This is a genomic window from Brevundimonas faecalis, assembly GCF_040549405.1.
Taxonomy (GTDB): Bacteria; Pseudomonadota; Alphaproteobacteria; order Caulobacterales; family Caulobacteraceae; genus Brevundimonas; species Brevundimonas faecalis.
Window position 1 is genome coordinate 200241 of sequence record NZ_JBEPTF010000003.1, and the last position, 23504, is coordinate 223744.

The following is a 23504-nucleotide window of genomic DNA, read 5'->3' on the forward strand; positions in this document are numbered from 1 at the left end:
TCGATATGGAGGAGGAGCCCCACATGACCCTGACCGCCGCCTGCCACTGCGGAGCCGTGAAGATCGAGGCGCCGGACCTGCCCAAGCAGGCCGCATCCTGCAACTGCACATGGTGCCATCGGACCGGCGCGGTCTGGGGCTACTACAGTCCGGACGAACTGACGATCACCGCGACGGGGCCGGTGGGCGACTACGCCCCCAACGGCATGAACCACCATCACTTCTGTGCGACCTGCGGCGGCAACACCCACGGCTTCTCGCCGGACTGGGGCTCGGTCTACAACGCCGACGGGACGCCGAAGGAGGGGCATCAGCCCGGCTCCATGCCCTCGACCCGCATCGCGGCGGTCAATCTGCGCATGGCGCCCGACCTGGACCTGTCCTCGATCAAGATCGAGCAGATGGACGGCCGCAACAACTGGTAGGCGATTTCCGCCGCCGTCCGCGATGACGTGGGCGGCGGCCTCGCATCCCCCTAGATGTTGTGGTGTTCGACGACGCGGCCTAGATAGGGGCGCCGTTTTCGCCTCCAGCCTTCGGGATGCCGCCTGTGACCGCCTTCACCCACGACGCCTACTTCTCCAAGAGCCTCGCCGACGCCGATCCGGCGATCTTCAACGGCATCCAGGGCGAGCTTGGCCGCCAGAAGGAGCAGATCGAGCTGATCGCTTCGGAAAACATCGTCTCCCAGGCGGTGCTGGACGCGCAAGGCTCGGTCCTGACCAACAAGTACGCCGAGGGCTATCCGGGCCGCCGCTATTACGGCGGTTGCGAGTTCGTGGACGTCACCGAGGACCTGGCCCGCGAGCGGGCCAAGGAACTGTTCGGCGCCGCCTTCGCCAACGTCCAGCCCCACTCGGGCGCCCAGGCCAACCAGGCCGTCTTCTTCACCCTGCTGCAACCCGGCGACACCTTCCTGGGCATGGATCTGGCCTGCGGCGGCCACCTGACCCACGGTTCGCCCGCCAACCAGTCGGGCAAGTGGTTCCGCCCCGTGACCTACAAGGTGTCTGAAGACACCCACCTGATCGACTATGACCACGTCGCCGAAATGGCCCAGAAGGAGAAGCCCAAGCTGATCCTGGCCGGCGCCTCGGCCTACAGCCGTCATATCGACTTCAAGCGCTTCCGCGAGATCGCGGATTCGGTCGGCGCCTATCTGATGGTCGATATGGCCCACTACGCCGGCCTGATCGCAGGCGGCGTCTATCCGGACCCGATCCCGCACGCCCACGTCGTCACCACCACGACGCACAAGACCCTGCGCGGTCCGCGCGGCGGCATGATCCTGTCCAACGACGCGGACCTGGGCAAGAAGATCAATTCAGCCGTCTTCCCCGGCCTGCAGGGCGGCCCGCTGGAGCACGTCATCGCCGCCAAGGCCGTGGCCTTCGGCGAGGCGCTGAAGCCCGAGTTCAAGGGCTATGCTCAGCAGGTCGTCAAGAACGCTCAGGCCCTGGCGGCCGTTCTGGTCGAGCGCGGCCTGGCCATCGTCTCGGGCGGCACCGACAGCCACCTGATGCTGGTGGACCTGCGTCCCAAGGGCGTGACCGGCAAGGCCACCGAGCATGAGCTCGAGAAGGCCCTGATGACCTGCAACAAGAACGGCGTGCCCTTCGACACCGCGCCCTTCACCGTCACCTCGGGCGTCCGTCTGGGCACCCCGGCCGGCACCACGCGCGGCTTCGGCGAGGAAGAGTTCAAGCAGATCGGCCACTGGATCGCCGACGTCGTCTCCTCGATGAACGGCGGCGACGAAGCCGATCCTGCCGTCGTCGCGGGCGTCGCCGCCCAGGTGCGCGAACTGACCGCCCGCTTCCCCATCTACCGCTAAGAGGCCCGACCGGATGAAGTGCCCCTTCTGCGGAAACGCCGACACCCAGGTCAAGGACAGCCGCCCGTCTGACGACGGCGCGGCCATCCGTCGCCGTCGGTCCTGCCCGCAGTGCAACGGGCGCTTCACCACCTTCGAGCGGGTGCAACTGCGCGAACTGGTCATCCTGAAACGGAACGGCCGCCGCACCCCCTTCGATCGTGACAAGCTGGAACGCTCGCTGGGCATCGCCCTGCGCAAGCGTCCTGTGCAGTCGGATCAGGTCGAACTGCTGGTCAGCCGCATCGTGCGCCAGTTGGAAAGCCTGGGCGAGACCGAGATCCCGTCCCATATCGTCGGCGACTTCATCATGAAGGCGCTGAAGTCCGTCGATGAGGTCGCCTACGTCCGCTACGCCTCGGTCTACAAGGACTTCCGCCATACGGGCGACTTCGCCAAATTCCTCGGCGACGAGGGTTTCGACGAGACCAAGTCCGGCCAGGACTGATGCGCCCGCGCGTCACCCTGAAGCTGGCGACGTCGCTGGACGGCCGCATCGCCACGGCCACGGGCGAAAGCCGGTGGATCACCGGGCCGGAAGCGCGCCGGCAGGGCCACCGACTGCGCGCGACCCATGACGCCATCCTGGTCGGCGTCGAAACCGTGCTGGCCGATGATCCAGAGCTGACGGTCCGCCTTCCGGACTACGCCGGCGCCCATCCGCTGCGCGTGGTTCTGGACAGCCGCCTGCGCACGCCCGCGACCGCCAAGATCGCGAGCGGCGACACCCTGATCCTGACGACCGCTACGCCGCACGCCGTTGGAAGCGCCGAGGTCGTGACGGTCGCCGCCGCTGACGACGGCCGTCCCGCCGTATCGGCTGTTCTGAACGCGCTCGCCGCCCGCGACATCGGTTCCGTCCTGATCGAGGGCGGGGGCCGTGTCGCCGCCGCCTTCATCCAGGCGGGCGTCGTGGATGCCGTCGAATGGTTTCGCGCGCCGATCCTGCTGGGCGGGGAGGGGCGGCCCTGCGTCGCCTCCCTGGCGCTTGCAAACCTGGCCGACGCCCCCAAGTTCCGTCGTCTGAACGTCGAGCCTGTCGGGGACGATCTGTGGGAGCGTTACGCGCGAGCGTGACGCCCGTCAGGCCGCCTCTGACCGTCGCTTTCAGACGATTCAGACTGTTCAGACCCTGTTTTTGGGCCCGAAAGGGCCGGAGCCTAGAATGTTCACCGGCATCGTCACCGACATCGGCCGCATCCGCAGCGTCCGTGAAACCAACCGCGACCATCGCTATGAGGTCGAGACCGTGTGGGACACGACGACCATCGACCTGGGCGCCTCCATCAGCCACGCGGGCTGCTGCCTGACCGTTACGGAAAAGGGCGAAGGCTGGTTCGCGGTCGAGGTCTCGGGCGAGACCCTGTCCAAGACCAAGCTGGGCGACTGGGTCGAGGGCGCGCGCGTCAATCTGGAGCGCGCGGCCAGGCTGGGCGATGAACTGGGCGGCCACATCGTCTCGGGCCATGTCGACGGCCTGGGGCAGGTCGTCTCCATCACGCCGGAGGGCGGATCGCATCGGGTCGTGATCGAGGCGCCGGCCCCCCTGCACAGATTCATCGCGCCCAAGGGCTCAATCACCGTCGATGGGGTTTCCCTGACGGTGAATGGGGTGCATGAGCGTCGCTTCGACGTGAACATCATCCCGCATACGTGGGATGCCACGACCCTCGGCGCCCTTCAGGTCGGCGACAGGGTCAACCTGGAGATCGACATGCTGGCGCGCTACCTCGCGCGTTGGCAGGAGACCGCATGATGAAACTGGCCGTCTACAACACCGACAGCCCGATCAGCCCGATCGAGGATATCCTGGAGGACGCCCGCAACGGCCGCCCCTACATCCTGGTCGACGCCGAGGACCGCGAGAACGAAGGCGACATCGTCATTCCGGCCCAATTCGCCACGCCGGATCAGATCAACTTCATGATCCGCTATGCGCGCGGCCTGGTCTGCTTGGCCGTGACCAGCGAGCGAGCCAAGCAGCTTCGTCTCCCGCCGATGACGGCCGAAAACCGTGAGAGCATGGGCACGGCCTTCACGGTTTCGATCGAGGCCAAGGAAGGCGTGACCACCGGCATCTCCGCCGCCGACCGCGCCCGGACGGTTCAGATCGCCGCCGATCCCACGCGCGGCGCCGACGACATCGTTTCGCCGGGCCACATCTTCCCGCTGGTCGCGCGCGACGGCGGCGTTCTGGTCCGCACGGGCCACACCGAGGCGGCCGTGGACATCAGCCGTATGGCCGGCCTGATCCCGGCCGGGGTGATCTGCGAGATCATCAAGGACGATGGGACGATGGCGCGTATGCCCGACCTGGTCGCCTTCGCCCAGTTGCACGGGCTGAAGATCGGCACCATCGCCGACCTGATCGCCTATCGCCGCCGCACCGAACGCTTCGTCGAGCGGGTGCTGGAGACGCCGTTCGAGAGCATCCACGGCGGCGAATTCAAGCTGATCCTCTATCGCAACACCATCGAGGGCGCTGAACACATCGCCCTGGTGCGCGGCGATATCGACCCGACGAAGCCGACGGTGGTGCGGATGCACCAGATCGACTTCGCCGCCGACCTGCTGGGCCATGTCGAGGCCCGCCAGGACTATATTCCGAAGGCGATGCAGGCGCTGGCGGCCCAGGAGGGGCCGGGCGTCGTCGTCTTCCTGCGCGACCCCGGTCTGCACGGCCTTGCCGAGCGGCTGGGCGGCGTGGCCAAGCCCGCCGCCGTGGATCGCTCGCTGAAAGCCTATGGCGTCGGGGCGCAGATTCTGCTCGACCTCGGCGTCAAGGACATGATCGTGATGAGCTCGACGCGGCCTAATCCGACGGCGCTGGAAGGCTACGGCCTGCGCATCGTGGGCTGGCGCGATATGGACGGAGAAGACCAATCCTGAACGAACCCACCCGCGTCCTCATCGTCGAGGCGCGCTTCTACGACGAACTGGCCGACGCCCTTCTGGACGGGGCGAAGGACGCCCTGCGCGCGCAAGGCGTGCAGTTCGACGTCGTCACCGTGCCCGGCGCCCTGGAAGTGCCGACCGTCATCGCCATGGCCGAGGAGGCCGGGCGCTATCCGACCGCACCGCGCTATGACGGCTATGTGGCCCTCGGCTGCGTGATCCGCGGCGAGACCTATCATTTCGAGATCGTCTCCGATCAGTCGGCGGCGGGGATCACCCAACTGGGCCTCAAGGGCCTGGCCATCGGCAACGGCGTCCTGACGACCGAGGACGAGGAGCAGGCCTGGGCTCGCGCCCGCATCAGCGAGGGCGACAAGGGCGGCTTCGCGGCCCGCGCCTGCCTGGACCTGATCGCCATTCGCAAGCGTCTGCGCGGAGGGCTGGGCTCGTGACCGAACCGACCAACACCCCGGCTACCGTCGCCGAAGTCATGGCCCAACTGGCCGAGGCCGACAAAGCCCGCGCCGAGCCGCAACTGACCAGCCGCCAGCGCCGCGCCCGCACGGTCGCCCGCCTGGCCGCCGTCCAGGCCCTGTACCAGATGGAGCTGGCGGGCGAGGGCGTGGAGGTCGTGGTTCGCGAGTTCCGCAACCACCGCTTCGACGCCGACATCGACGGCGCCCCCCTGGCCGAGGCCGACGAGGATTGGTTCTCCGCCGTGGTTCACGGCGTGGTCGAGGATCAGCGCGCGGTGGACGAAGCCGTCAAGGCGCGCCTGGCCTCCAACTGGCGGCTGGAGCGTCTGGACGCGACCCTGCGCGCCCTGCTGCGTTGCGGCGCCTGGGAGCTGAAGCACAAGCCCGACGTCCCGCGTGAGATCGTGATCGACGAATATGTCGAGCTGGCCAAGGCCTTCTTCGACGAGGCTGAGGCGAAGTTCGTGAACGCGGCGCTGGACGGCGTGGCGCGTGATGCCCGCGATTGACGTCGCGGGTGAGTTCGAGACCATCCGGCGGCTTCTGAGGCCGCTGGCGCACCCGGAATGGGCGAGGGGGCTGGCCGACGACGTGGCCGTGCTGCCCTCGCGTCCCGGCCATGATCTGGTCCTGACCAAGGACGCGATCGTGGAGGGCGTGCACTTCCTGCCCGAGGATCCCCTGGACACGGTGGCGCAGAAGCTTCTGCGCGTGAACCTGTCCGACCTGGCCGCCAAGGGGGCCGAGCCCTTCGGCTATCTGCTGGCCTGCCACTGGTCCGAACGCTGCGGCTGGCCCGAGCGCGAGGCCTTCGTCGCCGGCCTACGGCGCGATCAGGCCATCTTCGACATCGCCCTGCTGGGCGGCGACACGGTGAAGACGCCGGGACCGGCCAGCTTTTCCGCCACCTTGATGGGGTGGGCGCCGTCGGCCTCGACCGTCAGCCGGGCGGGGGCGCGGCCGGGCGATCTGGTCTTCGTCACCGGGACCATCGGCGACGGCTGGCTGGGTCTGCAGGCTTTGCAGGACAAGCTGACGCTGGAGCCGGAGCGAATGGACGCCCTGACGGCGGCCTATCGCACCCCCATGCCGCGCCTGGAGTTCGCGCCCGTCGTGCGGGGTCTGGCCACCGCCAGCGCCGACGTGTCCGACGGCCTTCTGGCCGACGCCGGCCATATCGCCGAGGCCGGTCGCGTCAGGCTTGAGATCGATCTGGAAGTCTTGCCCCTGTCGGCGGCGGCCCAGGCCTGGATGGACAGCCGCGTCGATCCCCAGGGCGCGCTGGAATTGCTGGCGACCGGCGGCGACGACTATGAGATCGTCCTGACCGCGCCTGCCGGGGCCGAGAACGCCCTGCGGCGCGAGGCGGATCGCCGCCATCTGCGTCTGACCCGGATCGGACGGGTGGCGGAAGGGAAGGGGCTGGCGGTCCGGTATCTGGGCCAGGAAATCAAACCGACCCGATCCGGCTGGACCCACGACTAGACGCTGGGCCGGGGCAACGGAATCCTAACCGCATGGGGGCAGGGTGAGGCCATGCATCGCCGCGCCCTGATCCAGACCGGAGCCGTCCTGACCGCCGCCGTCGCCGCAGGCGCGGCCCATGCGTCGGAAAAGGCCGCGCCCGCCGCCGCCGCCTTCGTCAACATGACGGGGGTGGGCCTGCCGGTCATCACCGAGAATCGCATCAGGAACTATGTCTTCATTGTCCTGAAGCTGCATCTTGGGCCGGGTCATACGGTCGAGGCGGTGCGGGCCAAGGAGGCCTATCTGCGCGACGCCCTGGTGCGGGCGGCGCACCGGACGCCCTTCGTCCTGCCGGACACCTGGGTCGCTCTGGATACGGCGGCGTTGAGCGCCAGCCTGATCCGTTCTGCCTCGACCCTGATCGGCCGAGGCGCTGTCGCTCGCGTCGAGGTGGTCAGCCAGACGCCGCGCCGCCGCACCGGCATGCAGGGCGCATAAAAGCCAAGCTTGGAAACCGCTGTTGCGTCATGGCGACGCATTTGACACTGTTAAGCCGCAATTCCCGGGGGACGTGAAGTTGCGTCCGTAGGCGCACGGGGGGACCGGAAGGCGGTGAGAGGCGCAAAGCCCGCCCGCGCCAAGGATCCGTGTGCTTGTTGCACAAGGGTTTGGAAACGCCATGACGAACTATCTTTGGCTGGTCATAGCGGCCGGCGTGCTGGGGGTGCTTTACGGCGCCGTACAGACCGCCGTCCTGCTCAAGGCCGGTACGGGTAACGACAAGATGCGAGAAATCGCAGCGGCTATTCAGGAAGGGGCGTCCGCCTATCTGAAGCGCCAGTACACAACGATTGGTATCGTAGGGGTCGTGATCTTGGTCGCGGCCTTTTTGCTTATCGGGCCCTGGGCCGCGCTCGGCTTCCTGATCGGGGCGGTGCTTTCGGGGGCCGCGGGCTTCGCCGGAATGCTGATCTCGGTGCGGGCCAACGTCCGCACGGCCCAGGCGGCCTCCGAAAGCCTCTCCAAGGGGCTGGACCTCGCCTTCCGTTCGGGCGCCATCACCGGCATGTTCGTGGCGGGCGGCGCGCTTCTGGGCGTTTCGGGCTATTATGCGGTGCTGACGCAGGGCCTGGGTCTTGAAGGCTCCAGCCGCGAGGTCATCGACGGCCTGGTGGCCCTGGGCTTCGGCGCCTCGCTGATCTCCATCTTCGCGCGATTGGGCGGCGGCATCTTCACCAAGGGCGCCGACGTGGGCGGCGACATGGTGGGCAAGGTCGAGGCCGGCATCCCGGAAGACGACCCCCGCAACGCCGCCACCATCGCGGACAATGTGGGCGACAACGTCGGCGACTGCGCCGGCATGGCTGCCGACCTGTTCGAGACCTATGCCGTCACCACGGTGGCGACCATGGTCTTGGCGGCCATCTTCTTCCGCAATCAGCCCTATGTGGATGTGCTGATGCTGTTGCCTCTGGCCATCTGCGGCATCTGCATCGTCACCTCCATCATCGGCGCCTTCTTCGTCCGTCTGGGCAAGAGCGGCAACATCATGGGGGCCCTGTATCAGGGGTTGATCGTGACGGGCGTCCTGTCTGTCGGCGCGGTCTGGTGGGTGATCAATTCCATGATCCCCGGTGCGGTCGAGACCTCGGGCGGCCTGCTGATCCAGCCCATGAACCTGTTCTGGTCCGGCGTCGTCGGCCTGCTGGTGACGGCGGCCATCGTGGTGATCACCGAATACTATACCGGGACGGGCTTCCGGCCGGTGAAGTCGGTGGCCAACGCCTCGGTCTCGGGCCACGGCACAAACGTCATCCAGGGTCTGGCCATGTCGCTGGAATCCACGGCGCTTCCGGCCCTGACCATCATCGTCGGCATCGTCGCGGCCTTCCAACTGGCAGGCCTGTTCGGCATCGCCATCGCCACCACCACCATGCTGGGCGTGGCGGGGATGATCGTGGCCCTGGACGCCTTCGGTCCCGTCACCGACAACGCGGGCGGCATCGCCGAGATGGCGGGACTGCCGCCGGAGGTCCGCGTCTCGACCGATGCGCTGGACGCGGTGGGCAACACCACCAAGGCCGTGACCAAGGGCTACGCCATCGGTTCGGCCGGCCTGGGGGCCCTGGTCCTGTTCGCGGCCTATGTGGAGGACCTGAAGCACTTCTCGGCTGAAGCGACGCCGGGCAGCTTCTTCCACGGCATGGGCGCGGTCGCCTTCGACCTGTCCAACCCCTATGTCGTGGTCGGCCTGCTGTTCGGGGGGCTGCTGCCCTTCCTGTTCGGCGGTCTGTCGATGACGGCCGTGGGGCGCGCGGCTGAGGCCGTCGTGGCCGAGGTGCGGCGTCAGTTCCGCGAGAACCCCGGCATCATGACCTTCCAGACCAAGCCCGAGTACGGCAAGGCGGTGGACATCCTGACCAGCGCGGCCATCCGCGAGATGATCGTGCCGTCTCTCCTGCCGGTCCTGTCGCCGATCGTCCTGTTCGTGGTGGTGCTGTTCATCCAGCCGGACAAGGCCAACGCCTTCGCCGCCCTGGGCGCCATGCTGATGGGGGTGATCGTGACGGGCCTGTTCGTCGCCATCTCCATGACCTCGGGCGGCGGCGCCTGGGACAACGCCAAGAAGGTGATCGAGGAAGGCTTCACCGACAAGAACGGCGTGACTCACGGCAAGGGCTCCGAGGCGCACAAGGCCGCCGTCACCGGCGACACCGTGGGCGATCCCTACAAGGACACCTCAGGCCCGGCGGTGAACCCGATGATCAAGATCACCAACATCGTGGCCCTGCTGCTGCTGGCGGTGCTGGCGAGCGGCAAGATCGTCTAGGGATCTGTTCGTTGAATGAGAAACGCCCCGGAGAGAGATCTCCGGGGCGTTGTCTTTCGGCGCGGCGCGGTCGTTCGCGACCTTGGGGCTGCGCTTAGTCCGGGCGACGCTGGCCGGGAACATTGTCCTCGGTGCGGGGCAACTGGCCCTGACCGACGGTGCCGAGCAGTTGCTCCATGATCGACAGCTGGCGGCCGCGGGTCGGGGTCTCGCGGCGTTCCATGCGGATGTCGCGGCCATCGGCGAGGGACAGGGTGCGCACGGCGGCGACCTTGTCGTCAGTCTTGTTGAAGGTGATTTCCGTCACCGTTCGCTGCGACACTTCCGGCTTGTTGTAGGTGTATCGCTCGGTCGTCTGGGTCAAATAATACCAGACGCTCTCGGGCTCGAAGGTCGAAGTGGTCGAGGGCGAACCCAGGCGCGCCAGGACGGTTTCCTTGGTGTCCGTGCCGACGGCTACTTCTTGCGGCTTGGCGTCGACCGCCTGGAAGCCCTGGGTCGCGACGACGGGCGCGCAGGCGCCGAGCGCGGCGGTCAGGGCGAGGGCGGCGAAAACAGTCGTATATCGGGGCATCAGCGAGGGCCTCAGCAGAACAAGGTCTTTGACCTAACCGGCGCTGCGTCCTAGTGCAACGGCGCGGCGGAAAAGGGGCCGAGGAAATCATGCTGAAACATCTCTTTCGACAGCGTCCGGACGAGCGAATGGGCGACGCCCTGTACGCCCTGGCTGTCGCGCAGGCCCGCCAGCCCGCCTTCTACACCACCATGGGCGTGGCCGACCGCATCGATTCCCGGTTCGAGCTCTACACCCTGCACGTGCTGATTCTTTTCCTGCGGTTGAAGCAGGCGGACGGAGAGCGCGGCCAAGTCATGGCCCAGAAGCTGTTCGATTCCTATGTCTCCTCACTGGACAACACCCTGCGGGAGCTGGGCGTCGGCGACATCTCGGTGGGCAAGAAGATGCGCAAGCTGGGCGAGTCCCTGTATGGCCGCATGAACGCCTATGAGGCCTTCCTGAGAGCCGGCGACGCGGACGGCCTTGCCGCCGGACTGGCCAAGAACGTCTTCGAGAGCGCCGACGTCGAGACCGGACGCCCCTTGGCGCGTTACGCGGTCGAATCCCTGAAACGCCTGACAGAGCAACCGTTTGACGCCCTGTCGAAGGCGCCGAACTGGTCGGAGATCACGGTATGACGGACCTGCCGCCCCTGCCTTACAGCGAACCGCTGCGCCTGCATCAGATCGGCGCCGGGCTGAAGCGTCGTCTGACGCCGGACGCCGATGCGCGCGCCCGGGTCGCCCGCGCCCTGGATCTTCAGGCCCTGGATCGGTTCGAGGTCGACTTCGACATCCTGCCGACCGCCAGCGGCTGGCGGATAAAGGGACGGGTGGTCGCCGACGCCGTCCAGACCTGCGGCCTGACGCTGGAGCCCCTGCCGGTCGCCGTCGACAGCGCCTTTTCCATCCAGATGGTCGAAGCGACCGAGGAAGAGCAGGAGGACGAGGACGCCGAGATCGATTTGGAACTAGACGATGATTCGCCGGATCGCATCGAGGACGGTCGTCTGGACCTGGGCCAGTATGCGGTCGAGCAACTGGCGCTGAATCTCGATCCCTTCCCGCGCAAGCCGGGGGCGGTGTTCGAACAGCCGGAGGAACCCGCTGAAATCTCGCCTTTCGCGGCGTTGAAGGCTCTGCGGCCCCGCGACGGATCGGCCGAAGGTTGACCTAAGGTCCGCCTGGTAGCATCCCAAGGATGTAATCCTTAAGTCCTGCGTCCATATGAAGCGCCGCGAAAGACGGCGACGGAGACCCTTTCCACTTGGCATCCCCAACACTGATCTCGCTTGACGCCATGGGGGGGGACCACGGTCCCTCGGTCGTGGTCGGCGGCGTGAAAGACTATCTGGCGCGTTACGACGGCGAGGGCGTGCGCTTCCTGCTGCATGGCGACGAGGCCGCCATTCGCGCGGAAATGGCCCGCTGCGGCCTGACGGACGCCGTCTGCGACGTGCGCCACACCGACAAGGTGGTGGCCATGGACGAGAAGCCCGCCCAGGCCATGCGCCGGGGCAAGGGCTCCAGCCTGTGGAACGCGGTCGAGGCCGTGAAGACGGGGGAGGCCCAGGCGGCGGTCTCGGCCGGCAACACCGGCGCCCTGATGGCCATTTCCAAGCTGATCCTGCGGATGGCGGCGGACGGGCTGGAACGCCCGGCCATCGTCGCCAGTTGGCCGACGACGCGCGGCTATACGGCCGTGCTGGACGTGGGCGCCAACATCGGCAGCGACGCCAAGCAACTGATCGAATTCGCCATCATGGGCGAGGCTTTCCAGGCGGCGGTGCACGGCGTGGCCAAGCCGACGGTCGGTTTGCTGAACGTCGGTTCCGAGGACATGAAGGGCCACGACGAGGTGCGTGAGGCCCACGCCGTCCTGCGCGCCGGCGGCATTCCCCTGAATTATCACGGCTTCGTCGAGGGCGACGACATCGCCAAGGGGACGGTGGACGTGGTCGTGACCGACGGCTTCACCGGCAACATCGCCCTGAAGACAGCCGAAGGCACGGCCCGCTTCATCTCGGGCCTGCTGAAGGAGGCCCTGACCTCCGGTCCGATGGCCAAGCTGGGCGCCCTGATCGCCATGCCGGCGCTGAAGCGCATGTCGGCGCGGATCGACACCAACGCCGTCAACGGCGGTCCGCTGCTAGGCCTGAACGGCATCGTGGTGAAAAGCCACGGCGGCGCCTCGGCCCAGGGCTACGCCAACGCCATTCGCGTCGCGGTCAACCTGGCGCGCAGCGACTACATGACCAAGGTGGGGGCCAATCTGGGGCGGCTGGCGGCCGTTCTGGACGAGCCTGTGGCTGAGGTTGAAACCCCCGGGGAGACCCAACAGTGAGCGTTATCCGCAGCGCCGTGACCGGCGTCGGCTCCTTCCTGCCGGAAAAGGTCGTCGCCAACGCCGACCTGGCGACCTTCGTCGACACCTCTGACGAGTGGATCGTCGAGCGCACCGGCATCCGTCAGCGTCATCAGGCCCGTGAGGACGAGCCGACCAGCGACCTGGCCGTCGAGGCGGCGCGTCGCGCCCTGGCCCATGCAGGCCGCACGGCCGAGGAGGTGGACCTGATCATCGTGGCCACCACCACGCCGGATCAGACCTTCCCCGCCACCGCCGCCATCGTCCAGCGCAAGCTGGGCGCGCCGGTCGGCATCGCCTTCGACATCCAGGCCGTCTGTTCAGGCTTCGTCTATGCTATGAGCGTGGCCGACGGCTTCGTGGCGCGGGGCATGGCCAAGTGCGCCCTGGTCATCGGCGCCGAAGAGATGACCAAGCTGATGGACTGGACCGACCGCACGACTTGCGTGCTGTTCGGCGACGGCGCCGGCGCCTTCGTCGTCGAGCCGCGCGAGGGGCAGGGGACCAAGGCCGATCAGGGCGTGCTGGGCTTCGCCCTGCGCTGCGACGGGACCAAGGCCGACATGCTCTATGTCGACGGCGGTCCGGCGACGACCGGAACGGTCGGCCACCTGCGGATGCTGGGCAACCAGGTCTTCCGCCACGCCGTGGTCAACATATCCGAAGCCATCGTAGGCGCGACCGAGGCGGCCGGGATCTCCATCCCGGAGATAGACTGGTTCGTGCCGCACCAGGCCAACCAGCGCATCATCAAGGGCGTGGGCGAGCGCCTGGGTCTGGACGAGAACCGTGTGGTTTCGACCGTCGCCCTGCATGCCAACACCTCCGCCGCCTCCATTCCCCTGGCCATGGATGCGGCCATCCAGGACGGACGCATCAAGCGCGGCGATCTGGTGGTGATCGAGGCCATGGGCGGCGGTCTGACCTGGGGCGCCTGCGCCTTCCGTTTCTAGGGTCTGTAATTCAGCCCTTTGATTCGGCGCGTTTTTGCCCTTTTATGCGTGCGAACTGACAGCGGAGAGACGCAGTGACGGGACAACAAACCCTCACCCGGGCCGACTTGTGCGAAGCGGTCCACGAAGAAGTGGGCCTGTCGCGCCAGGAATGCTCCGGACTCGTCGAACGCACGCTTGAGCTGGTGGTCGAGTCCCTGGAGCGCGGGGAAACGGTGAAGCTGTCCGGATTCGGCGTCTTCCAGGTCCGCGAAAAGCGCGCCCGCATGGGTCGCAACCCCAAGACCGGCGAACCGGCGGCGATCAATCCGCGCCGGGTCATCAGTTTCCGCGCCTCGCAGATCATGAAGAGCCGGGTGCACGACGCGGTCGTCGAGGACTAAACCGAGGTGGCCAAAAGCCCGAACGCCTTTCGCACCATTTCCGAGGCCGCTGACGAAGTCGGCGCGCCGCAGCACGTGCTGCGCTTCTGGGAGACGAAGTTCGACTTCATCACCCCGGTGAAGCGCGCGGGCGGCCGTCGCTTCTATCGGCCGGAGGATGTCACGGTGCTGAAGGGCGTCCGTCGCCTGCTGCATGACGAGGGGTTGACCATTCGCGGGGTCCAGCGCCTGCACAAGGAACAGGGGTTGGCTCGCCTGGCGGCCTATGGCGATCCGACCACGGCGCTGGAAATCGATGCGGATGTCGAGCGCGAGCCTGTCGTCGCTGTCGCTGCGGCGCCGTTTGACGCCGCACGCCTGGGCGCAGTTCTGGCTGATCTGGAGTCGGCGAAGGCCCGGTTGGACGCGGTTCTGGGCCGCTAGGGCGAACTTGTTGTTCAAAGAGCGTTTTAGCGTTTGCGGACTGCGGAATCGCCGTCTATAGGGAGCGCCTTCGGAGCGTGGCGCAGCCTGGTAGCGCACTTGACTGGGGGTCAAGGGGTCGCAGGTTCGAATCCTGTCGCTCCGACCATTTCCGCAAGGAAATCGGTTGGTTAAAGGGGCCGCCCTCGGGCGGCCCCTTTTGCAATTCAGCCCTTCTTCGCGCCCGGCTCCCGTTCGGCCCAGCGCAGCAAGGGGATCAGGGGCAGCCCCCAGCCCATTCCGGCCACGGTGAAGAAGATCAGGTCCAGCCACCAGATGTCCGGCAGGCGGTCGTTGATGGTCACGGCCCCCCAGACCCAGAAGGCCAGGAAGAGGACGACGCCGATCGTGGCGACGAATCGGCGGGCGCGGGCCGGCATCAGCGTTTGCTCCGGAACAGGAAGTAGGCGACCAGGCAGACGGCGGCGGCGATCATGGACCAGACGATCCAGATCCAGTCGCTGAGGGTCGCCACGCCGAAGACGCGGATGGCCAGGAAGGCGCCGCAGGCCGCGCCCATGGCGGCGACCAGGATGGTTCCGCCCAGCCCGCGCCGGCCCGTCAGCAGGTCGGCGATCCAGGCCAGGGCCAGGGCGCCGACGACGGCGACGGAGATATCCGCATATGGCGCCACGGGCGCTCCTTCAGGTTGATGCGACGCCTTGGCGTCGAAAGCGACTCGATCTTGCCGCGCTTGGGGGGCATACCGCCTCGGTCGCACGGTGGGTTAGGCGACAGTGTATCGGGGCGAACGGCAGGCGTCGAATGAACCGTTTTGTAAATCAGGACCGCAGCCGCGCCGTGGCGCTGTGGCTGTTCCTCACGGCGGCCATGGTTTTCGCCATGGTGGTGGTCGGCGGGGTGACGAGGCTGACGGGCTCGGGCCTGTCGATCACCGAGTGGAAGCCCATCATGGGCGCGATTCCGCCGCTGAACGACGCCCAGTGGGCCGAGGCCTTCGAGAAGTACAAGGCCATCCCGCAATACGCCCAGGTCAACGCCGGCATGAGCCTGGGCGAGTTCCAGGGCATCTTCTGGTGGGAATGGCTGCATCGCCTGATCGGGCGGCTGATCGGCGTGGTCTTCGCCTTGCCCTTCCTGGTCTTCCTGCTGATTCGCCAGATCCCCCGGCGGCTGATCCTGCGCTGCGTCGTCCTGCTGGCGCTCGGCGGCCTGCAGGGGCTGATCGGCTGGTGGATGGTGACGTCGGGGCTCAGCGAACGAGTGGACGTAGCGCCGGAACGGCTGGCGACCCACCTGGGCCTGGCCTTCATCATCTTCGCCGGCCTGATCTGGACGGGGCTGGAGGCCTGGTCGGGGTCCGACTATTCGCGGGCGCCCAAGGGGTGGAGCTGGGGCGCTGGCCTGCTGCTGGGCGCGATCTTCCTGCAATGCCTGCTGGGCGGGCTGGTGGCCGGGGCCAAGGCGGGATTCATCTATACCGACTGGCCGATGATGAACGGCGCGGTCTTCCCGCCGGTGGAGTGGAGCAAGGGCGCGATCGCCTTCCTGCATGACCAGGGCCTGGTGCAGTTCAACCACCGCCTCGGCGCCTATCTGCTGCTGGCGGCGGGCACGGCCTATGCGATCCACGCCTGGCGCTGGCGGCTGGCCGAAGGTCTGGGCGTCTCGGCCTTCGTCCTGGCGGGGGCCTTGTGGCTTCAGGCGGCGCTGGGGGTGATCACCCTGATGCACGCCGTGCCGATCGCCCTGGGCGCACTGCACCAGGCGGTGGCCGCCCTGGTGCTGGCCGCGGCGACGGTCAACCTTTGGCTGGTCCGTCGCTCGCGGCCTCGCATCTTCATGAGCGGACCGCGTTCCACGGTCCTCTGATCGCAAAGGTCACGCCGGGGTACATGATGTTCACGAATAGGACGCTTCCGTCCGGCGAGAACACGGCCCCGGCGAACTCCGAGTTCCCCGGGAAGACGTTGCGGGCAATGGTGTAGAGGCGGCCGTCGGGCGTCACGCCCTTGATGTGGTTGCGCACCTCGTCGGAATAGTTGTCCTCGCAGACGATCAGGTGGCCCCAGGGCGCGATGCACAGGTTGTCGCCCATGTTCATGGTGCGCAGGTCGGTGCTTTCCACGAACAACTGGATGCGGCCCGGCGTGCGGGCCTCGTTCGCGCCGCCTTCGTCGGGCGAGGGGACGTAGCGCAGGATCTGGCCCCGACGCAGCGGCCCGCCGGAGGTGGCGGTCAGGTAGAGCTCGTCGGCGCCCCAGAAGATTCCTTCGCCGCGCGCCACCTTGACCGCGCCCGCCGCATGGCCGCGCTTGCGCAGGTCGCCGGCGGGATCCTCGACGTCCTGCATGTCGATCCATTCGACCTCGCGCCAGTCGTTGACGGACCAGGCGCGGGCCTCATGGTTGGAACTGTCGGCGCCGGGTTGGCCCTTGAAGGCCATGGCCTGCAGTCGTCCGCCGCGCGCCAGTTGGCCCGGAACCGTGGGGATGAAGCGATAGAAGAGGCCGTCGCCCTGATCCTCGGTCAGGTAGGCGACGCCAGTGCGCGGGTCGATGCAGACGGCCTCGTGATCGAAGCGGCCCATGGCCTTCAGCGGCACGGGATCGACCAGGCCGGTCGCGTTCGCCGGCACTTCGAACACCCAGCCGTGGGCCTTGCTCACGTCGGCGTCGGCGGGGGTTTCGATCGTCTCCTCGCAGGTCAACCAACTGCCCCAGGGGGTGTGGCCGCCGCAGCAGTTGGTCGAGGTGCCGGCCAGGGACAGGTGCTGGCGTACCGTCCGGCGGGTTTCGAGGTCGTAGACCAGGGTGGTCGTGCCGCCGGGCAGGGGACGGCCGTCCTTGTAGGTGTCGTAAGCCTTCGACGCGTCCAGCAGGTTCAGGCGTTCATGATGGAAGCCGCCAGGCCCCAAGTTGCGATGCAGGGCCTTGGACCCCTTCAGTTCATGATTGCGGACCAGGGCGACCGTGGTCGGCGTCAGGGCGAAACAGCCCATGCCGTCCGGTTGCCCCGGAACCAGCAGGCCGTCATCCATGGTCTCGCCGCTCTGGGATATGACCTGGTAGGAAAAGCCCTCGGGCAGATCGAGCAGGCCATTGGGGTCGCGGTGCAGGGGACCGTAGCCCTCCACCTGATTGACGTAGCTTTCCTCGTCCGTCCCCTGGGCGTGGACGTTACGGGCGAAGCCGCCGAAGGCGAAGGCGGCGGCTCCGGTCGAGATCAGCTGGCGGCGTTGCAGGCGCATGTGGGGACTCCGAATATCTGGCCGCGCTTAGACCGCGCCCGGACGACAGGGACGATACGGTCATGTGACGGTTGCGTGGCTGCGACAACGGGCCTTCTCTGGACGGGAAAGGAAGGCGATGACGCTGTTTGCGGGCAATGGTGAGAGGGAAGGAGTGGGTATTTTAATACCGTTCTTATTTTATTGTTGTATATCAATGCAGTGAGTAAATTTTGACCTGCAATGTGCGATTGACGCGCTGTGGATGACCCTCTATCAGCACGCCTTCCGCTTCTCCCGGCGACGGGAGGGGCCGCACCGTTCGTCTTTCAGGACCCTCATTATGCTGAAGAGCACTACGGCTTCGATGAAGCCGGCAGAGGTCGAAAAGAAGTGGATCCACATCGACGCCGAAGGCGTCGTGGTGGGCCGCCTCGCGACCTTCATCGCCAACCGTCTGCGCGGCAAGCACCTGCCGACCTACACCCCGCACGTCGACATGGGCGACTACGTCGTCGTCACCAACGTCGACAAGGTGGTGTTCACCGGCAAGAAGAACACCGACAAGATCTACTACCGCCACACTGGTCACCCGGGCGGCGTCAAGCAGACGACCCCGGCCAAGGTGCTGGAAGGCCGCTTCCCGGAGCGCGTCCTTGAGAAGGCCGTCGAGCGCATGCTGCCCAAGGAGTCGCCGCTGGCTCGCAAGCAGATGACGCACCTGCGCCTGTTCGCCGGCGCTGCGCACGACCACGAAGCCCAACAGCCGCAGACCATCGACTTCAAGTCGATGTCGGCCAAGAACACCCGGAGCGTCTGAGCATGACCGACGTGACTGCTGAAGCCACCGGCTTCGACGCCCTGAAGGGCCTGACCGCCTCGGCTGAATCGGAAGCCCCGGTTCACGTCCAGAAGCTGGACGCCCAAGGCCGCGCCTACGCCACCGGCAAGCGCAAGAACGCGATCGCCCGCGTCTGGGTCAAGCCCGGCACCGGCAAGATCACCATCAACGGCAAGGACCAGGAACAGTACTTCGCTCGTCCCGTGCTGCGCATGATGATCGCCCAGCCGCTGACCGTCTCGGACCGCGCCACGCAATACGACGTCGTCTGCACCGTCGAAGGTTCGGGCCTGTCGGGCCAGGCCGGCGCCATCCGCCACGGCCTGTCGCACGCCCTGACGCACTACGAGCCGGAACTGCGCAAGGTCCTGAAGCCGCACGGCTTCCTGACCCGCGACAGCCGCGTCGTCGAGCGTAAGAAGTACGGCCGCGCCAAGGCTCGCCGCAGCTTCCAGTTCTCGAAGCGCTAATCGCTTTCTGGCGATTTGGATTTGGGGCGCTTCGGGGAAACCCGGAGCGCCCTTTTTCTTGCTGTTTTATTGGGTGGGTTCGCACCGCTCATAGGCCAGCAGCGGGAGTGTCTGGCCACGAATGCTGGCTGGGGCGTCCAAGCGAATGAACTGCTCCTCGAAGGACCAGTCGGCGGCCATGTCCGCAATTACTTCAGTCGAAGCACAGGACAGTTCTTCGCGAGTCTCCTCGTCAATCTCGCCGTCGATGATGTAGCGAACAGAAATGGTCCGGCCTTCGATATTGCCGCTCACGGACCGCACGTTCGCCGTTATGAAGCCCAACAAGGCGCGTTGGGTCGAAAGCAAGAATTCCGATCTCGTCATGCGGCGAACATAACAGGACGCAGTTATATGACCCACACCATCTTCATCGACGGCGAGGCCGGGACCACGGGGCTGGAGATCCGCGAACGCCTGGAGGCGCGCGGGGATCTGGAACTGATGCTGCTGGGCGACCGTCGGCGCGACGTGGAGGCGCGGCGCGAGGCGCTGAACAGCGCCGATGCGGTCATTCTGTGCCTGCCGGACGATGCTGCCAAGGAGGCCGTGTCGATGATCGAGAACCCGAGCGTGCGGGTCATCGACGCCTCGACCGCCTATCGGGTCGATCCCGACTGGACCTATGGCTTCGCCGAGATGGATGCGGGTCAGCGCGCGGCCATCGCCGTCTCGACGCGGGTGTCGAACCCCGGCTGCTATCCGACGGGCTTCATCGGACTGATGCGGCCGCTGGTGAAGGCGGGGCTGGTTCCGGCGAACTGGCCGGTCACGATCAATGCGGTCTCGGGCTATTCCGGCGGCGGCAAGGCCATGATCGCTGAGTTCGAGGCCGAGGGCGCATCCACCGCCTATCGCGCCTACGGCCTGACGCTGAAGCACAAGCACGTGCCGGAAATGACGAAGCACACGGGTCTGTCGCGCTCGGTGCTGTTCTCGCCCGCCGTGGGGAACTACCGCCAGGGCATGCTGGTCGAGGTTCCGCTGCACCTGTCGGCCCTGCCGGAGACGCCGTCGGTCGATCGGCTGCACGGCGCCCTGGTCGAGGCCTATGAAGGACAGCATTTCGTCGAGGTGGCCGAGATCGACGAGACCGAGGCCATGGCGGGCATCGAGCCCGAGGCCCTGAACGGCACGAACCGGATGCGGCTGCATGTCTTCGGCGACCGCGGTGGAGAGCAGGCTCGCCTGGTCGCCATGCTCGACAATCTGGGCAAGGGCGCCTCGGGCGCGGCGGTGCAGAACCTGAACATCATGCTGGGCCTGGACGAAACGACCGGCCTGATCTGAAACCAAACCGGCCCTACCGTCGTATAGGGTGCATGGACGCCGTATTCGATCGAAGGTCCGTGCTGCTGGGCGGCGTCGCCGTCGCCCTGCCGGGCTGTGCGCCCGAGGCGGCGGACGCGTCGGAAGGGCAGTGGGCGACCTCGCCCTTCCGGCGGATCAGCGATGCGGAATGGAGGCGGCGGCTGGGCGAGGCCTCATGGCGCGTGCTGCGGCATGAGGGAACAGAGCAACCCTTCACCAGCCCCCTGAACGACGAGCATCGGCGCGGCGTATTCGTCTGCAAGGGCTGCGCCCTGCCGCTGTTCCGGTCGGGGTGGAAGTATGACAGCGGCACCGGCTGGCCCAGCTTCACGAGGGTCATGCAGGCCAATATCGGGACCAAGACCGACCGCCTGATCGGCATAGCCCGCACCGAATACCATTGCGCCCGGTGCCTGGGGCATCAGGGGCATCTGTTCATGGACGGGCCGCCGCCGACCGGGCGGCGCTATTGCAACAACGGCGTGGCGCTGAGCTTTCAGCCCGCCTGACGGGCCTTGAACGCGGATTCGACCGTCACGCCGAACCAGACGGCGCCGATGACGACCAGCAGGCCGTAGTCATGACCGGGGAAGAAGACCGGAACAGCGGCGGCGAAGATCAGGATCAGCGGAAACAGGCTGGCCCAGACGGCGGTCGAAGCGGCTTCCGGATGGATCATCGGCGGGCGCTGAGTTCCCATCCGCTTGGACAGCATGCCGTTGAAGACGACGAAGGCGGCGGTGCAACTCAGGGCCAGCAGGACATATTTCAACGTCAGGCCCGGCTGACCGAACAGGGAGGCTGCGGCGACCAGCAGGGCCAGGGGAACGGCCGTGGCGATCGCCAGCAGCAGATTGGGTTCGATACGCTTCAAGACTTCACTTTCACATAGGCGCCGGGCGCGGGTTCGATCGGCGGCAAGGGCCCGGACTTGGGATCGCGCGCCGGAACCTGGTCGCCCGAGAGGGGACGCAGCCAGGCCGCCCAGTGGTTCCACCAGCTTCCCGGATGCTGCTGGGCGTCCGCTTGCCATTCCTGAAGGGTTTCGGGAAGGGCGGCGTTGGTCCAGTGCTGATACTTGCCGGCCGACGGCGGGTTGATGACCCCGGCGATGTGGCCCGAACCGGCCAGGGTGTAGGTCACGGGACCGCCGAACAGCCGGGCCGAGCGATAGACGGAGTTCATCGGCGCGATGTGGTCTTCGCGGCTGGCCTGGAAATAGAGGGGGATCGTCACCTTCGACAGGTCGATGCGTTCGCCCCCGACCTCGAACTCGCCCTGGGCGAGGGCGTTTCGGCCGTACATTTGGCGCAGATAGTCGAGGTGCAGCCGCTTGGGCATGCGGGTCTGGTCGGCGTTCCAGAACAGCAGGTCGAAGGCGGGCGGGTCCTTGCCCATCAGATAGTTGGACACGAAGAAGGACCAGATCAGGTCGTTGGCGCGCAGGGCGTTGAAGGTGTCGGCCATGGCCGCGCCGGGCAGGACTCCGCCTGCGGCGTCCATCTGCTGCTCGATCTCGTTCAGCCAGTGTTCGTCGGTGAACAGCAACAGGTCGCCGGCCTCGGCGAAGTCGTGCTGGGCCGCGAAGAAGGTGGCCGAGGCGATGCGCTCGTCGCCATGGGCGGCCATGCGCGCCAGGGTCGCGCCCAGCAGGGTGCCGCCGATGCAGTAGCCGACCGTGTTGGCGTGTGGCGCGCCGGTCTGCTCCAGCACCTTCTCGACGGCGCGGTAGACGCCCCTTTCCATATATTCTTCGAAGGCGTAGCCGGCCTTGTCGCGGTCGGGATTGACCCAGGAGGCGACGAAGACGGTGAAGCCCTGAGCCGTCAGCCAGCGGATCAGGGAGTTCGCCGGCTGCAGATCCATGATGTAGAATTTGTTGATCCAGGGCGGGAAGATCAGCAGCGGGATCGCGTGCTGAGTCTCGGTCGCGGGATCGTACTGCAGCAGTTCGAACAGTTCGTCGCGCCAGACGACCTGGCCCGGCGCCGTCGCGACGTTCTCACCCACCTTGAAGCGGTCGTAGTCGGCCTGGCTGATCTTCAGCTTGCCGTTTCCGCGCTCCAGGTCGGCGGCGAAGTTCTGCATACCCTTGACCAGGGATTCGCCGTTGGTCTCGGCCAGAGCCTTCAGGGCGGCGGGATTGGAGGCCAGGAAGTTGGATGGAGAGAAGGCGTCGGTCAGCAGTTTGGTGAAGAACTCGGCGCGGCGGCGGGTGCGCGGGTCGACGTCCTCGGCGCCGGCGACCAGGCGGTTCATCCAGTCGGACGTGACCAGATAGGACTGGCGCATGACGTCGAAGACGGGGTTCTCGGTCCAGGCCGGGTCCTTGAAGCGTTTGTCCGTCGCGGGAGCGGTCGGCGCCTCTTCGCCCATGGCGCGGCGGGTGGTGGTCGACCACAGGTCCATATAGCGGCCGAACAGGTCGGCCTGGGCCTGGAACAGGCGCTCGGGCCGGGCGGCCAGGCTGGTCATGACCGAAGTCATGGCAGGGGCGATGTTGAACGGGTCGGGCGACAGGGCCGCGGGGCGGTCGGCCTGGGACAGGGCGGCCTCTGCGATGGCCGACTGCGCCGTCATGGCGGCCTTGGCCAGGTTCAGGGACAGGGTCTCCAGCATCTGGCGCTGTTCCGCCCCGAAGGCGAAGGGATCGGCCGTCGCCTGAGCTTCAGGTTGGGGCGCTTCCGGCGCGGCGGGCGATTCGGGCGTCGGCTCCGGCGGAGGAGGCGCGGCGACCTTCTTGGCGCGGGGTTTTGCGGATGTAGGGCGACCGGACTTGCGCGGCGCGGCGGCCGCCGGCAGCGGGGCGGGGGGAGCCTTGGTCGGGCGCTTGGCCATGGTCGGACCTCTGTAAACGGCCCGCGACAGGTCGCGAGCCTTCCTCCAAGCGGGATGATGGCATATGACCGGGGCTGAGATGAACGTGTTCTTGTCGAAAAAGACGATCCTGTTCGCAGCCATGGCCCTGTCGGCCGGGGCGGGGGGCTGCGTGTCCTTCGATCCCGACACCGATCCGACCTCGGCCCTGGCGCCGCGCGTGCAGCAACTGGTCGACGCCCACAGGGAATATCCCCGCTGGGCTGACTTCCCCGCCGCATCGACGGATACGCCCCAGCCGGCCCAGATCGCCGGCCGCGTGAACGTCCTGGGCGCCGAAAACGCCGAACTGGCGGGGCAGGTGGCGCGTATCGACTGGACCATGACGGGGGATGCGGAAGCCTTCGCCGAATCGATCAACCGTCGCTTCGACCCGGCGCGGATGGCTCCCATCGGGGCGCAGACGCCGCAGGAGATCGAGGCCCTCGCCGAATCCCTTCGTCGCCGCGCCGCCGCGCCGCCGCCGATCGACCGTCCGCGCCCCTGAGGCGCGCCGTCGTCGCCAGCGTGGACCTAT

30 protein-coding genes and 1 tRNA gene are annotated in these 23504 nt (G+C 67.1%); 24 read left to right on the top strand and 7 right to left on the bottom strand.

The window, feature by feature from the left end; genetic code table 11:
• Positions 1–23 precede the first annotated feature (23 nt).
• From ABIE19_RS11820 to ABIE19_RS11870, 11 genes are all read left to right on the top strand, one after another.
• Entirely contained in the window at positions 24–425 is a 402-nt protein-coding gene (locus ABIE19_RS11820; protein WP_088412131.1) for a GFA family protein, read from the top strand.
• A 116-nt stretch (positions 426–541) separates the two neighbouring features.
• Complete coding sequence (glyA, locus tag ABIE19_RS11825; protein WP_354089400.1) at positions 542–1834, top strand: serine hydroxymethyltransferase; 1293 nt, start codon at positions 542–544, stop codon at positions 1832–1834.
• A 13-nt stretch (positions 1835–1847) separates the two neighbouring features.
• Positions 1848–2321, top strand: a complete 474-nt coding sequence (gene nrdR, locus ABIE19_RS11830; RefSeq protein WP_354089401.1) for a transcriptional regulator NrdR — start codon at positions 1848–1850, stop codon at positions 2319–2321.
• The gene (gene ribD, locus ABIE19_RS11835; RefSeq protein WP_354089402.1) at positions 2321–2950 is read left to right on the top strand and encodes a bifunctional diaminohydroxyphosphoribosylaminopyrimidine deaminase/5-amino-6-(5-phosphoribosylamino)uracil reductase RibD; all 630 of its coding nucleotides are present in this window, start codon (positions 2321–2323) and stop codon (positions 2948–2950) included. The genes nrdR and ribD overlap by 1 nt, the downstream gene beginning before the upstream one ends.
• Positions 2951–3038: 88 nt before the next feature.
• Positions 3039–3629 carry a riboflavin synthase gene (locus ABIE19_RS11840; protein ID WP_354089403.1) on the top strand — a complete coding sequence of 197 codons (591 nt, stop codon included), beginning with the start codon at positions 3039–3041 and terminating at the stop codon, positions 3627–3629.
• Positions 3626–4762 carry a 3,4-dihydroxy-2-butanone-4-phosphate synthase gene (ribB, locus tag ABIE19_RS11845; protein WP_354089404.1) on the top strand — a complete coding sequence of 379 codons (1137 nt, stop codon included), beginning with the start codon at positions 3626–3628 and terminating at the stop codon, positions 4760–4762. The genes ABIE19_RS11840 and ribB overlap by 4 nt, the downstream gene beginning before the upstream one ends.
• Positions 4759–5220, top strand: a complete 462-nt coding sequence (ribH, locus tag ABIE19_RS11850) for a 6,7-dimethyl-8-ribityllumazine synthase (protein WP_354089691.1) — start codon at positions 4759–4761, stop codon at positions 5218–5220. Before ribB ends, ribH begins: the two co-directional genes overlap by 4 nt.
• Before the next feature lie 38 nt (positions 5221–5258).
• Positions 5259–5753: a transcription antitermination factor NusB gene (gene nusB / locus ABIE19_RS11855; RefSeq protein ID WP_354089692.1), complete on the top strand. Its 495-nt coding sequence runs from the start codon at positions 5259–5261 to the stop codon at positions 5751–5753.
• The gene (gene thiL / locus ABIE19_RS11860; RefSeq protein WP_354089405.1) at positions 5740–6729 is read left to right on the top strand and encodes a thiamine-phosphate kinase; all 990 of its coding nucleotides are present in this window, start codon (positions 5740–5742) and stop codon (positions 6727–6729) included. The genes nusB and thiL overlap by 14 nt, the downstream gene beginning before the upstream one ends.
• Positions 6730–6780: 51 nt before the next feature.
• Positions 6781–7209, top strand: coding sequence for a hypothetical protein (locus ABIE19_RS11865; RefSeq protein ID WP_354089406.1), 429 nt, complete (start codon positions 6781–6783; stop codon positions 7207–7209).
• Positions 7210–7390: 181 nt separating this feature from the next.
• On the top strand, positions 7391–9541 hold the full coding sequence (locus tag ABIE19_RS11870) for a sodium-translocating pyrophosphatase (RefSeq protein WP_354089407.1): 2151 nt from the start codon (positions 7391–7393) through the stop codon (positions 9539–9541).
• Between the two features lie 94 nt (positions 9542–9635).
• Here ABIE19_RS11870 and bamE read toward each other — a convergent pair whose 3' ends face one another.
• Entirely contained in the window at positions 9636–10115 is a 480-nt protein-coding gene (gene bamE, locus ABIE19_RS11875; RefSeq protein ID WP_354089408.1) for an outer membrane protein assembly factor BamE domain-containing protein, read from the bottom strand.
• 128 nt (positions 10116–10243) lie between these two features.
• On the opposite strand from bamE, the gene ABIE19_RS11880 reads away from it, so the two are divergent.
• The 7 genes from ABIE19_RS11880 to ABIE19_RS11910 all read left to right on the top strand — a co-directional run bounded on the left by ABIE19_RS11880 (position 10244) and on the right by ABIE19_RS11910 (position 14368).
• Positions 10244–10735 carry a ubiquinol-cytochrome C chaperone family protein gene (locus ABIE19_RS11880; protein ID WP_354089409.1) on the top strand — a complete coding sequence of 164 codons (492 nt, stop codon included), beginning with the start codon at positions 10244–10246 and terminating at the stop codon, positions 10733–10735.
• Positions 10732–11268, top strand: a complete 537-nt coding sequence (locus tag ABIE19_RS11885) for a YceD family protein (protein WP_354089410.1) — start codon at positions 10732–10734, stop codon at positions 11266–11268. Before ABIE19_RS11880 ends, ABIE19_RS11885 begins: the two co-directional genes overlap by 4 nt.
• A 95-nt stretch (positions 11269–11363) precedes the next feature.
• A complete protein-coding gene (gene plsX, locus ABIE19_RS11890) occupies positions 11364–12440 on the top strand; it encodes a phosphate acyltransferase PlsX (protein ID WP_354089411.1) in 1077 nt (358 codons plus the stop codon).
• Positions 12437–13414, top strand: coding sequence for a beta-ketoacyl-ACP synthase III (locus tag ABIE19_RS11895; protein WP_354089412.1), 978 nt, complete (start codon positions 12437–12439; stop codon positions 13412–13414). The genes plsX and ABIE19_RS11895 overlap by 4 nt, the downstream gene beginning before the upstream one ends.
• A 74-nt stretch (positions 13415–13488) precedes the next feature.
• Complete coding sequence (locus ABIE19_RS11900; protein WP_354089413.1) at positions 13489–13797, top strand: integration host factor subunit alpha; 309 nt, start codon at positions 13489–13491, stop codon at positions 13795–13797.
• A gap of 6 nt (positions 13798–13803) precedes the next feature.
• Positions 13804–14220 (top strand): MerR family transcriptional regulator, encoded by a 417-nt coding sequence (locus ABIE19_RS11905; RefSeq protein WP_354089414.1) that lies wholly within the window; start codon positions 13804–13806, stop codon positions 14218–14220.
• Between the two features lie 71 nt (positions 14221–14291).
• Positions 14292–14368 (top strand) — tRNA-Pro (locus ABIE19_RS11910).
• Between the two features lie 58 nt (positions 14369–14426).
• Here ABIE19_RS11910 and ABIE19_RS11915 read toward each other — a convergent pair.
• The gene (locus ABIE19_RS11915) at positions 14427–14639 is read right to left on the bottom strand and encodes a DUF2842 domain-containing protein (RefSeq protein WP_354089415.1); all 213 of its coding nucleotides are present in this window, start codon (positions 14637–14639) and stop codon (positions 14427–14429) included.
• A complete protein-coding gene (locus ABIE19_RS11920) occupies positions 14639–14893 on the bottom strand; it encodes a transglycosylase (RefSeq protein WP_354089416.1) in 255 nt (84 codons plus the stop codon). The genes ABIE19_RS11915 and ABIE19_RS11920 overlap by 1 nt, the downstream gene beginning before the upstream one ends.
• 131 nt (positions 14894–15024) lie before the next feature.
• On the opposite strand from ABIE19_RS11920, the gene ABIE19_RS11925 reads away from it, so the two are divergent.
• Positions 15025–16092: a COX15/CtaA family protein gene (locus tag ABIE19_RS11925; RefSeq protein WP_354089417.1), complete on the top strand. Its 1068-nt coding sequence runs from the start codon at positions 15025–15027 to the stop codon at positions 16090–16092.
• Here the strand turns inward: ABIE19_RS11925 and ABIE19_RS11930 are convergent.
• Positions 16061–17470, bottom strand: coding sequence for an alkaline phosphatase PhoX (locus tag ABIE19_RS11930; protein ID WP_354089418.1), 1410 nt, complete (start codon positions 17468–17470; stop codon positions 16061–16063). The genes ABIE19_RS11925 and ABIE19_RS11930 overlap by 32 nt on opposite strands.
• A gap of 322 nt (positions 17471–17792) precedes the next feature.
• Here ABIE19_RS11930 and rplM point away from each other — a divergent pair, with 322 nt between their 5' ends.
• Together rplM and rpsI are read left to right on the top strand one after the other, a co-directional pair.
• Positions 17793–18269 carry a 50S ribosomal protein L13 gene (gene rplM / locus ABIE19_RS11935; RefSeq protein ID WP_354089419.1) on the top strand — a complete coding sequence of 159 codons (477 nt, stop codon included), beginning with the start codon at positions 17793–17795 and terminating at the stop codon, positions 18267–18269.
• Between the two features lie 2 nt (positions 18270–18271).
• On the top strand, positions 18272–18760 hold the full coding sequence (gene rpsI, locus ABIE19_RS11940; protein WP_354089420.1) for a 30S ribosomal protein S9: 489 nt from the start codon (positions 18272–18274) through the stop codon (positions 18758–18760).
• Between the two features lie 66 nt (positions 18761–18826).
• Here the strand turns inward: rpsI and ABIE19_RS11945 are convergent, their stop codons facing one another.
• Positions 18827–19126: a MafI2 family immunity protein gene (locus ABIE19_RS11945; RefSeq protein ID WP_494337639.1), complete on the bottom strand. Its 300-nt coding sequence runs from the start codon at positions 19124–19126 to the stop codon at positions 18827–18829.
• A gap of 27 nt (positions 19127–19153) precedes the next feature.
• On the opposite strand from ABIE19_RS11945, the gene argC reads away from it, so the two are divergent.
• Complete coding sequence (gene argC, locus ABIE19_RS11950; protein WP_354089422.1) at positions 19154–20089, top strand: N-acetyl-gamma-glutamyl-phosphate reductase; 936 nt, start codon at positions 19154–19156, stop codon at positions 20087–20089.
• Between the two features lie 32 nt (positions 20090–20121).
• Positions 20122–20619 (top strand): peptide-methionine (R)-S-oxide reductase MsrB, encoded by a 498-nt coding sequence (gene msrB / locus ABIE19_RS11955; RefSeq protein WP_354089423.1) that lies wholly within the window; start codon positions 20122–20124, stop codon positions 20617–20619.
• Here msrB and ABIE19_RS11960 read toward each other — a convergent pair.
• Positions 20607–20984 carry a hypothetical protein gene (locus ABIE19_RS11960; protein ID WP_354089424.1) on the bottom strand — a complete coding sequence of 126 codons (378 nt, stop codon included), beginning with the start codon at positions 20982–20984 and terminating at the stop codon, positions 20607–20609. The genes msrB and ABIE19_RS11960 overlap by 13 nt on opposite strands.
• Positions 20981–22948 carry a class I poly(R)-hydroxyalkanoic acid synthase gene (gene phaC, locus ABIE19_RS11965; RefSeq protein ID WP_354089425.1) on the bottom strand — a complete coding sequence of 656 codons (1968 nt, stop codon included), beginning with the start codon at positions 22946–22948 and terminating at the stop codon, positions 20981–20983. Before phaC ends, ABIE19_RS11960 begins: the two co-directional genes overlap by 4 nt.
• 79 nt (positions 22949–23027) lie before the next feature.
• Between phaC and ABIE19_RS11970 the strand changes: the two genes are divergently transcribed.
• Complete coding sequence (locus ABIE19_RS11970) at positions 23028–23474, top strand: hypothetical protein (RefSeq protein WP_354089426.1); 447 nt, start codon at positions 23028–23030, stop codon at positions 23472–23474.
• Positions 23475–23504: the final 30 nt, after the last annotated feature.

What these genes read in the sequence shown, in the direction of transcription:
- ABIE19_RS11820 (WP_088412131.1), top strand. Translation starts at nt 24, where the DNA reads ATGACCCTGACCGCCGCCTGCCACTGCGGAGCCGTGAAGATCGAGGCG.
- glyA (WP_354089400.1), top strand. Translation starts at nt 542, where the DNA reads ATGCCGCCTGTGACCGCCTTCACCCACGACGCCTACTTCTCCAAGAGC.
- nrdR (WP_354089401.1), top strand. Translation starts at nt 1,848, where the DNA reads ATGAAGTGCCCCTTCTGCGGAAACGCCGACACCCAGGTCAAGGACAGC.
- ribD (WP_354089402.1), top strand. Translation starts at nt 2,321, where the DNA reads ATGCGCCCGCGCGTCACCCTGAAGCTGGCGACGTCGCTGGACGGCCGC.
- ABIE19_RS11840 (WP_354089403.1), top strand. Translation starts at nt 3,039, where the DNA reads ATGTTCACCGGCATCGTCACCGACATCGGCCGCATCCGCAGCGTCCGT.
- ribB (WP_354089404.1), top strand. Translation starts at nt 3,626, where the DNA reads ATGATGAAACTGGCCGTCTACAACACCGACAGCCCGATCAGCCCGATC.
- nusB (WP_354089692.1), top strand. Translation starts at nt 5,259, where the DNA reads ATGGCCCAACTGGCCGAGGCCGACAAAGCCCGCGCCGAGCCGCAACTG.
- thiL (WP_354089405.1), top strand. Translation starts at nt 5,740, where the DNA reads ATGCCCGCGATTGACGTCGCGGGTGAGTTCGAGACCATCCGGCGGCTT.
- ABIE19_RS11865 (WP_354089406.1), top strand. Translation starts at nt 6,781, where the DNA reads ATGCATCGCCGCGCCCTGATCCAGACCGGAGCCGTCCTGACCGCCGCC.
- ABIE19_RS11870 (WP_354089407.1), top strand. Translation starts at nt 7,391, where the DNA reads ATGACGAACTATCTTTGGCTGGTCATAGCGGCCGGCGTGCTGGGGGTG.
- bamE (WP_354089408.1), bottom strand. Translation starts at nt 10,115, where the DNA reads ATGCCCCGATATACGACTGTTTTCGCCGCCCTCGCCCTGACCGCCGCG.
- ABIE19_RS11880 (WP_354089409.1), top strand. Translation starts at nt 10,244, where the DNA reads ATGGGCGACGCCCTGTACGCCCTGGCTGTCGCGCAGGCCCGCCAGCCC.
- ABIE19_RS11885 (WP_354089410.1), top strand. Translation starts at nt 10,732, where the DNA reads ATGACGGACCTGCCGCCCCTGCCTTACAGCGAACCGCTGCGCCTGCAT.
- ABIE19_RS11915 (WP_354089415.1), bottom strand. Translation starts at nt 14,639, where the DNA reads ATGCCGGCCCGCGCCCGCCGATTCGTCGCCACGATCGGCGTCGTCCTC.
- ABIE19_RS11925 (WP_354089417.1), top strand. Translation starts at nt 15,025, where the DNA reads ATGAACCGTTTTGTAAATCAGGACCGCAGCCGCGCCGTGGCGCTGTGG.
- ABIE19_RS11930 (WP_354089418.1), bottom strand. Translation starts at nt 17,470, where the DNA reads ATGCGCCTGCAACGCCGCCAGCTGATCTCGACCGGAGCCGCCGCCTTC.
- rplM (WP_354089419.1), top strand. Translation starts at nt 17,793, where the DNA reads ATGCTGAAGAGCACTACGGCTTCGATGAAGCCGGCAGAGGTCGAAAAG.
- rpsI (WP_354089420.1), top strand. Translation starts at nt 18,272, where the DNA reads ATGACCGACGTGACTGCTGAAGCCACCGGCTTCGACGCCCTGAAGGGC.
- ABIE19_RS11945 (WP_494337639.1), bottom strand. Translation starts at nt 19,126, where the DNA reads ATGACGAGATCGGAATTCTTGCTTTCGACCCAACGCGCCTTGTTGGGC.
- argC (WP_354089422.1), top strand. Translation starts at nt 19,154, where the DNA reads ATGACCCACACCATCTTCATCGACGGCGAGGCCGGGACCACGGGGCTG.
- msrB (WP_354089423.1), top strand. Translation starts at nt 20,122, where the DNA reads ATGGACGCCGTATTCGATCGAAGGTCCGTGCTGCTGGGCGGCGTCGCC.
- phaC (WP_354089425.1), bottom strand. Translation starts at nt 22,948, where the DNA reads ATGGCCAAGCGCCCGACCAAGGCTCCCCCCGCCCCGCTGCCGGCGGCC.
- ABIE19_RS11970 (WP_354089426.1), top strand. Translation starts at nt 23,028, where the DNA reads ATGAACGTGTTCTTGTCGAAAAAGACGATCCTGTTCGCAGCCATGGCC.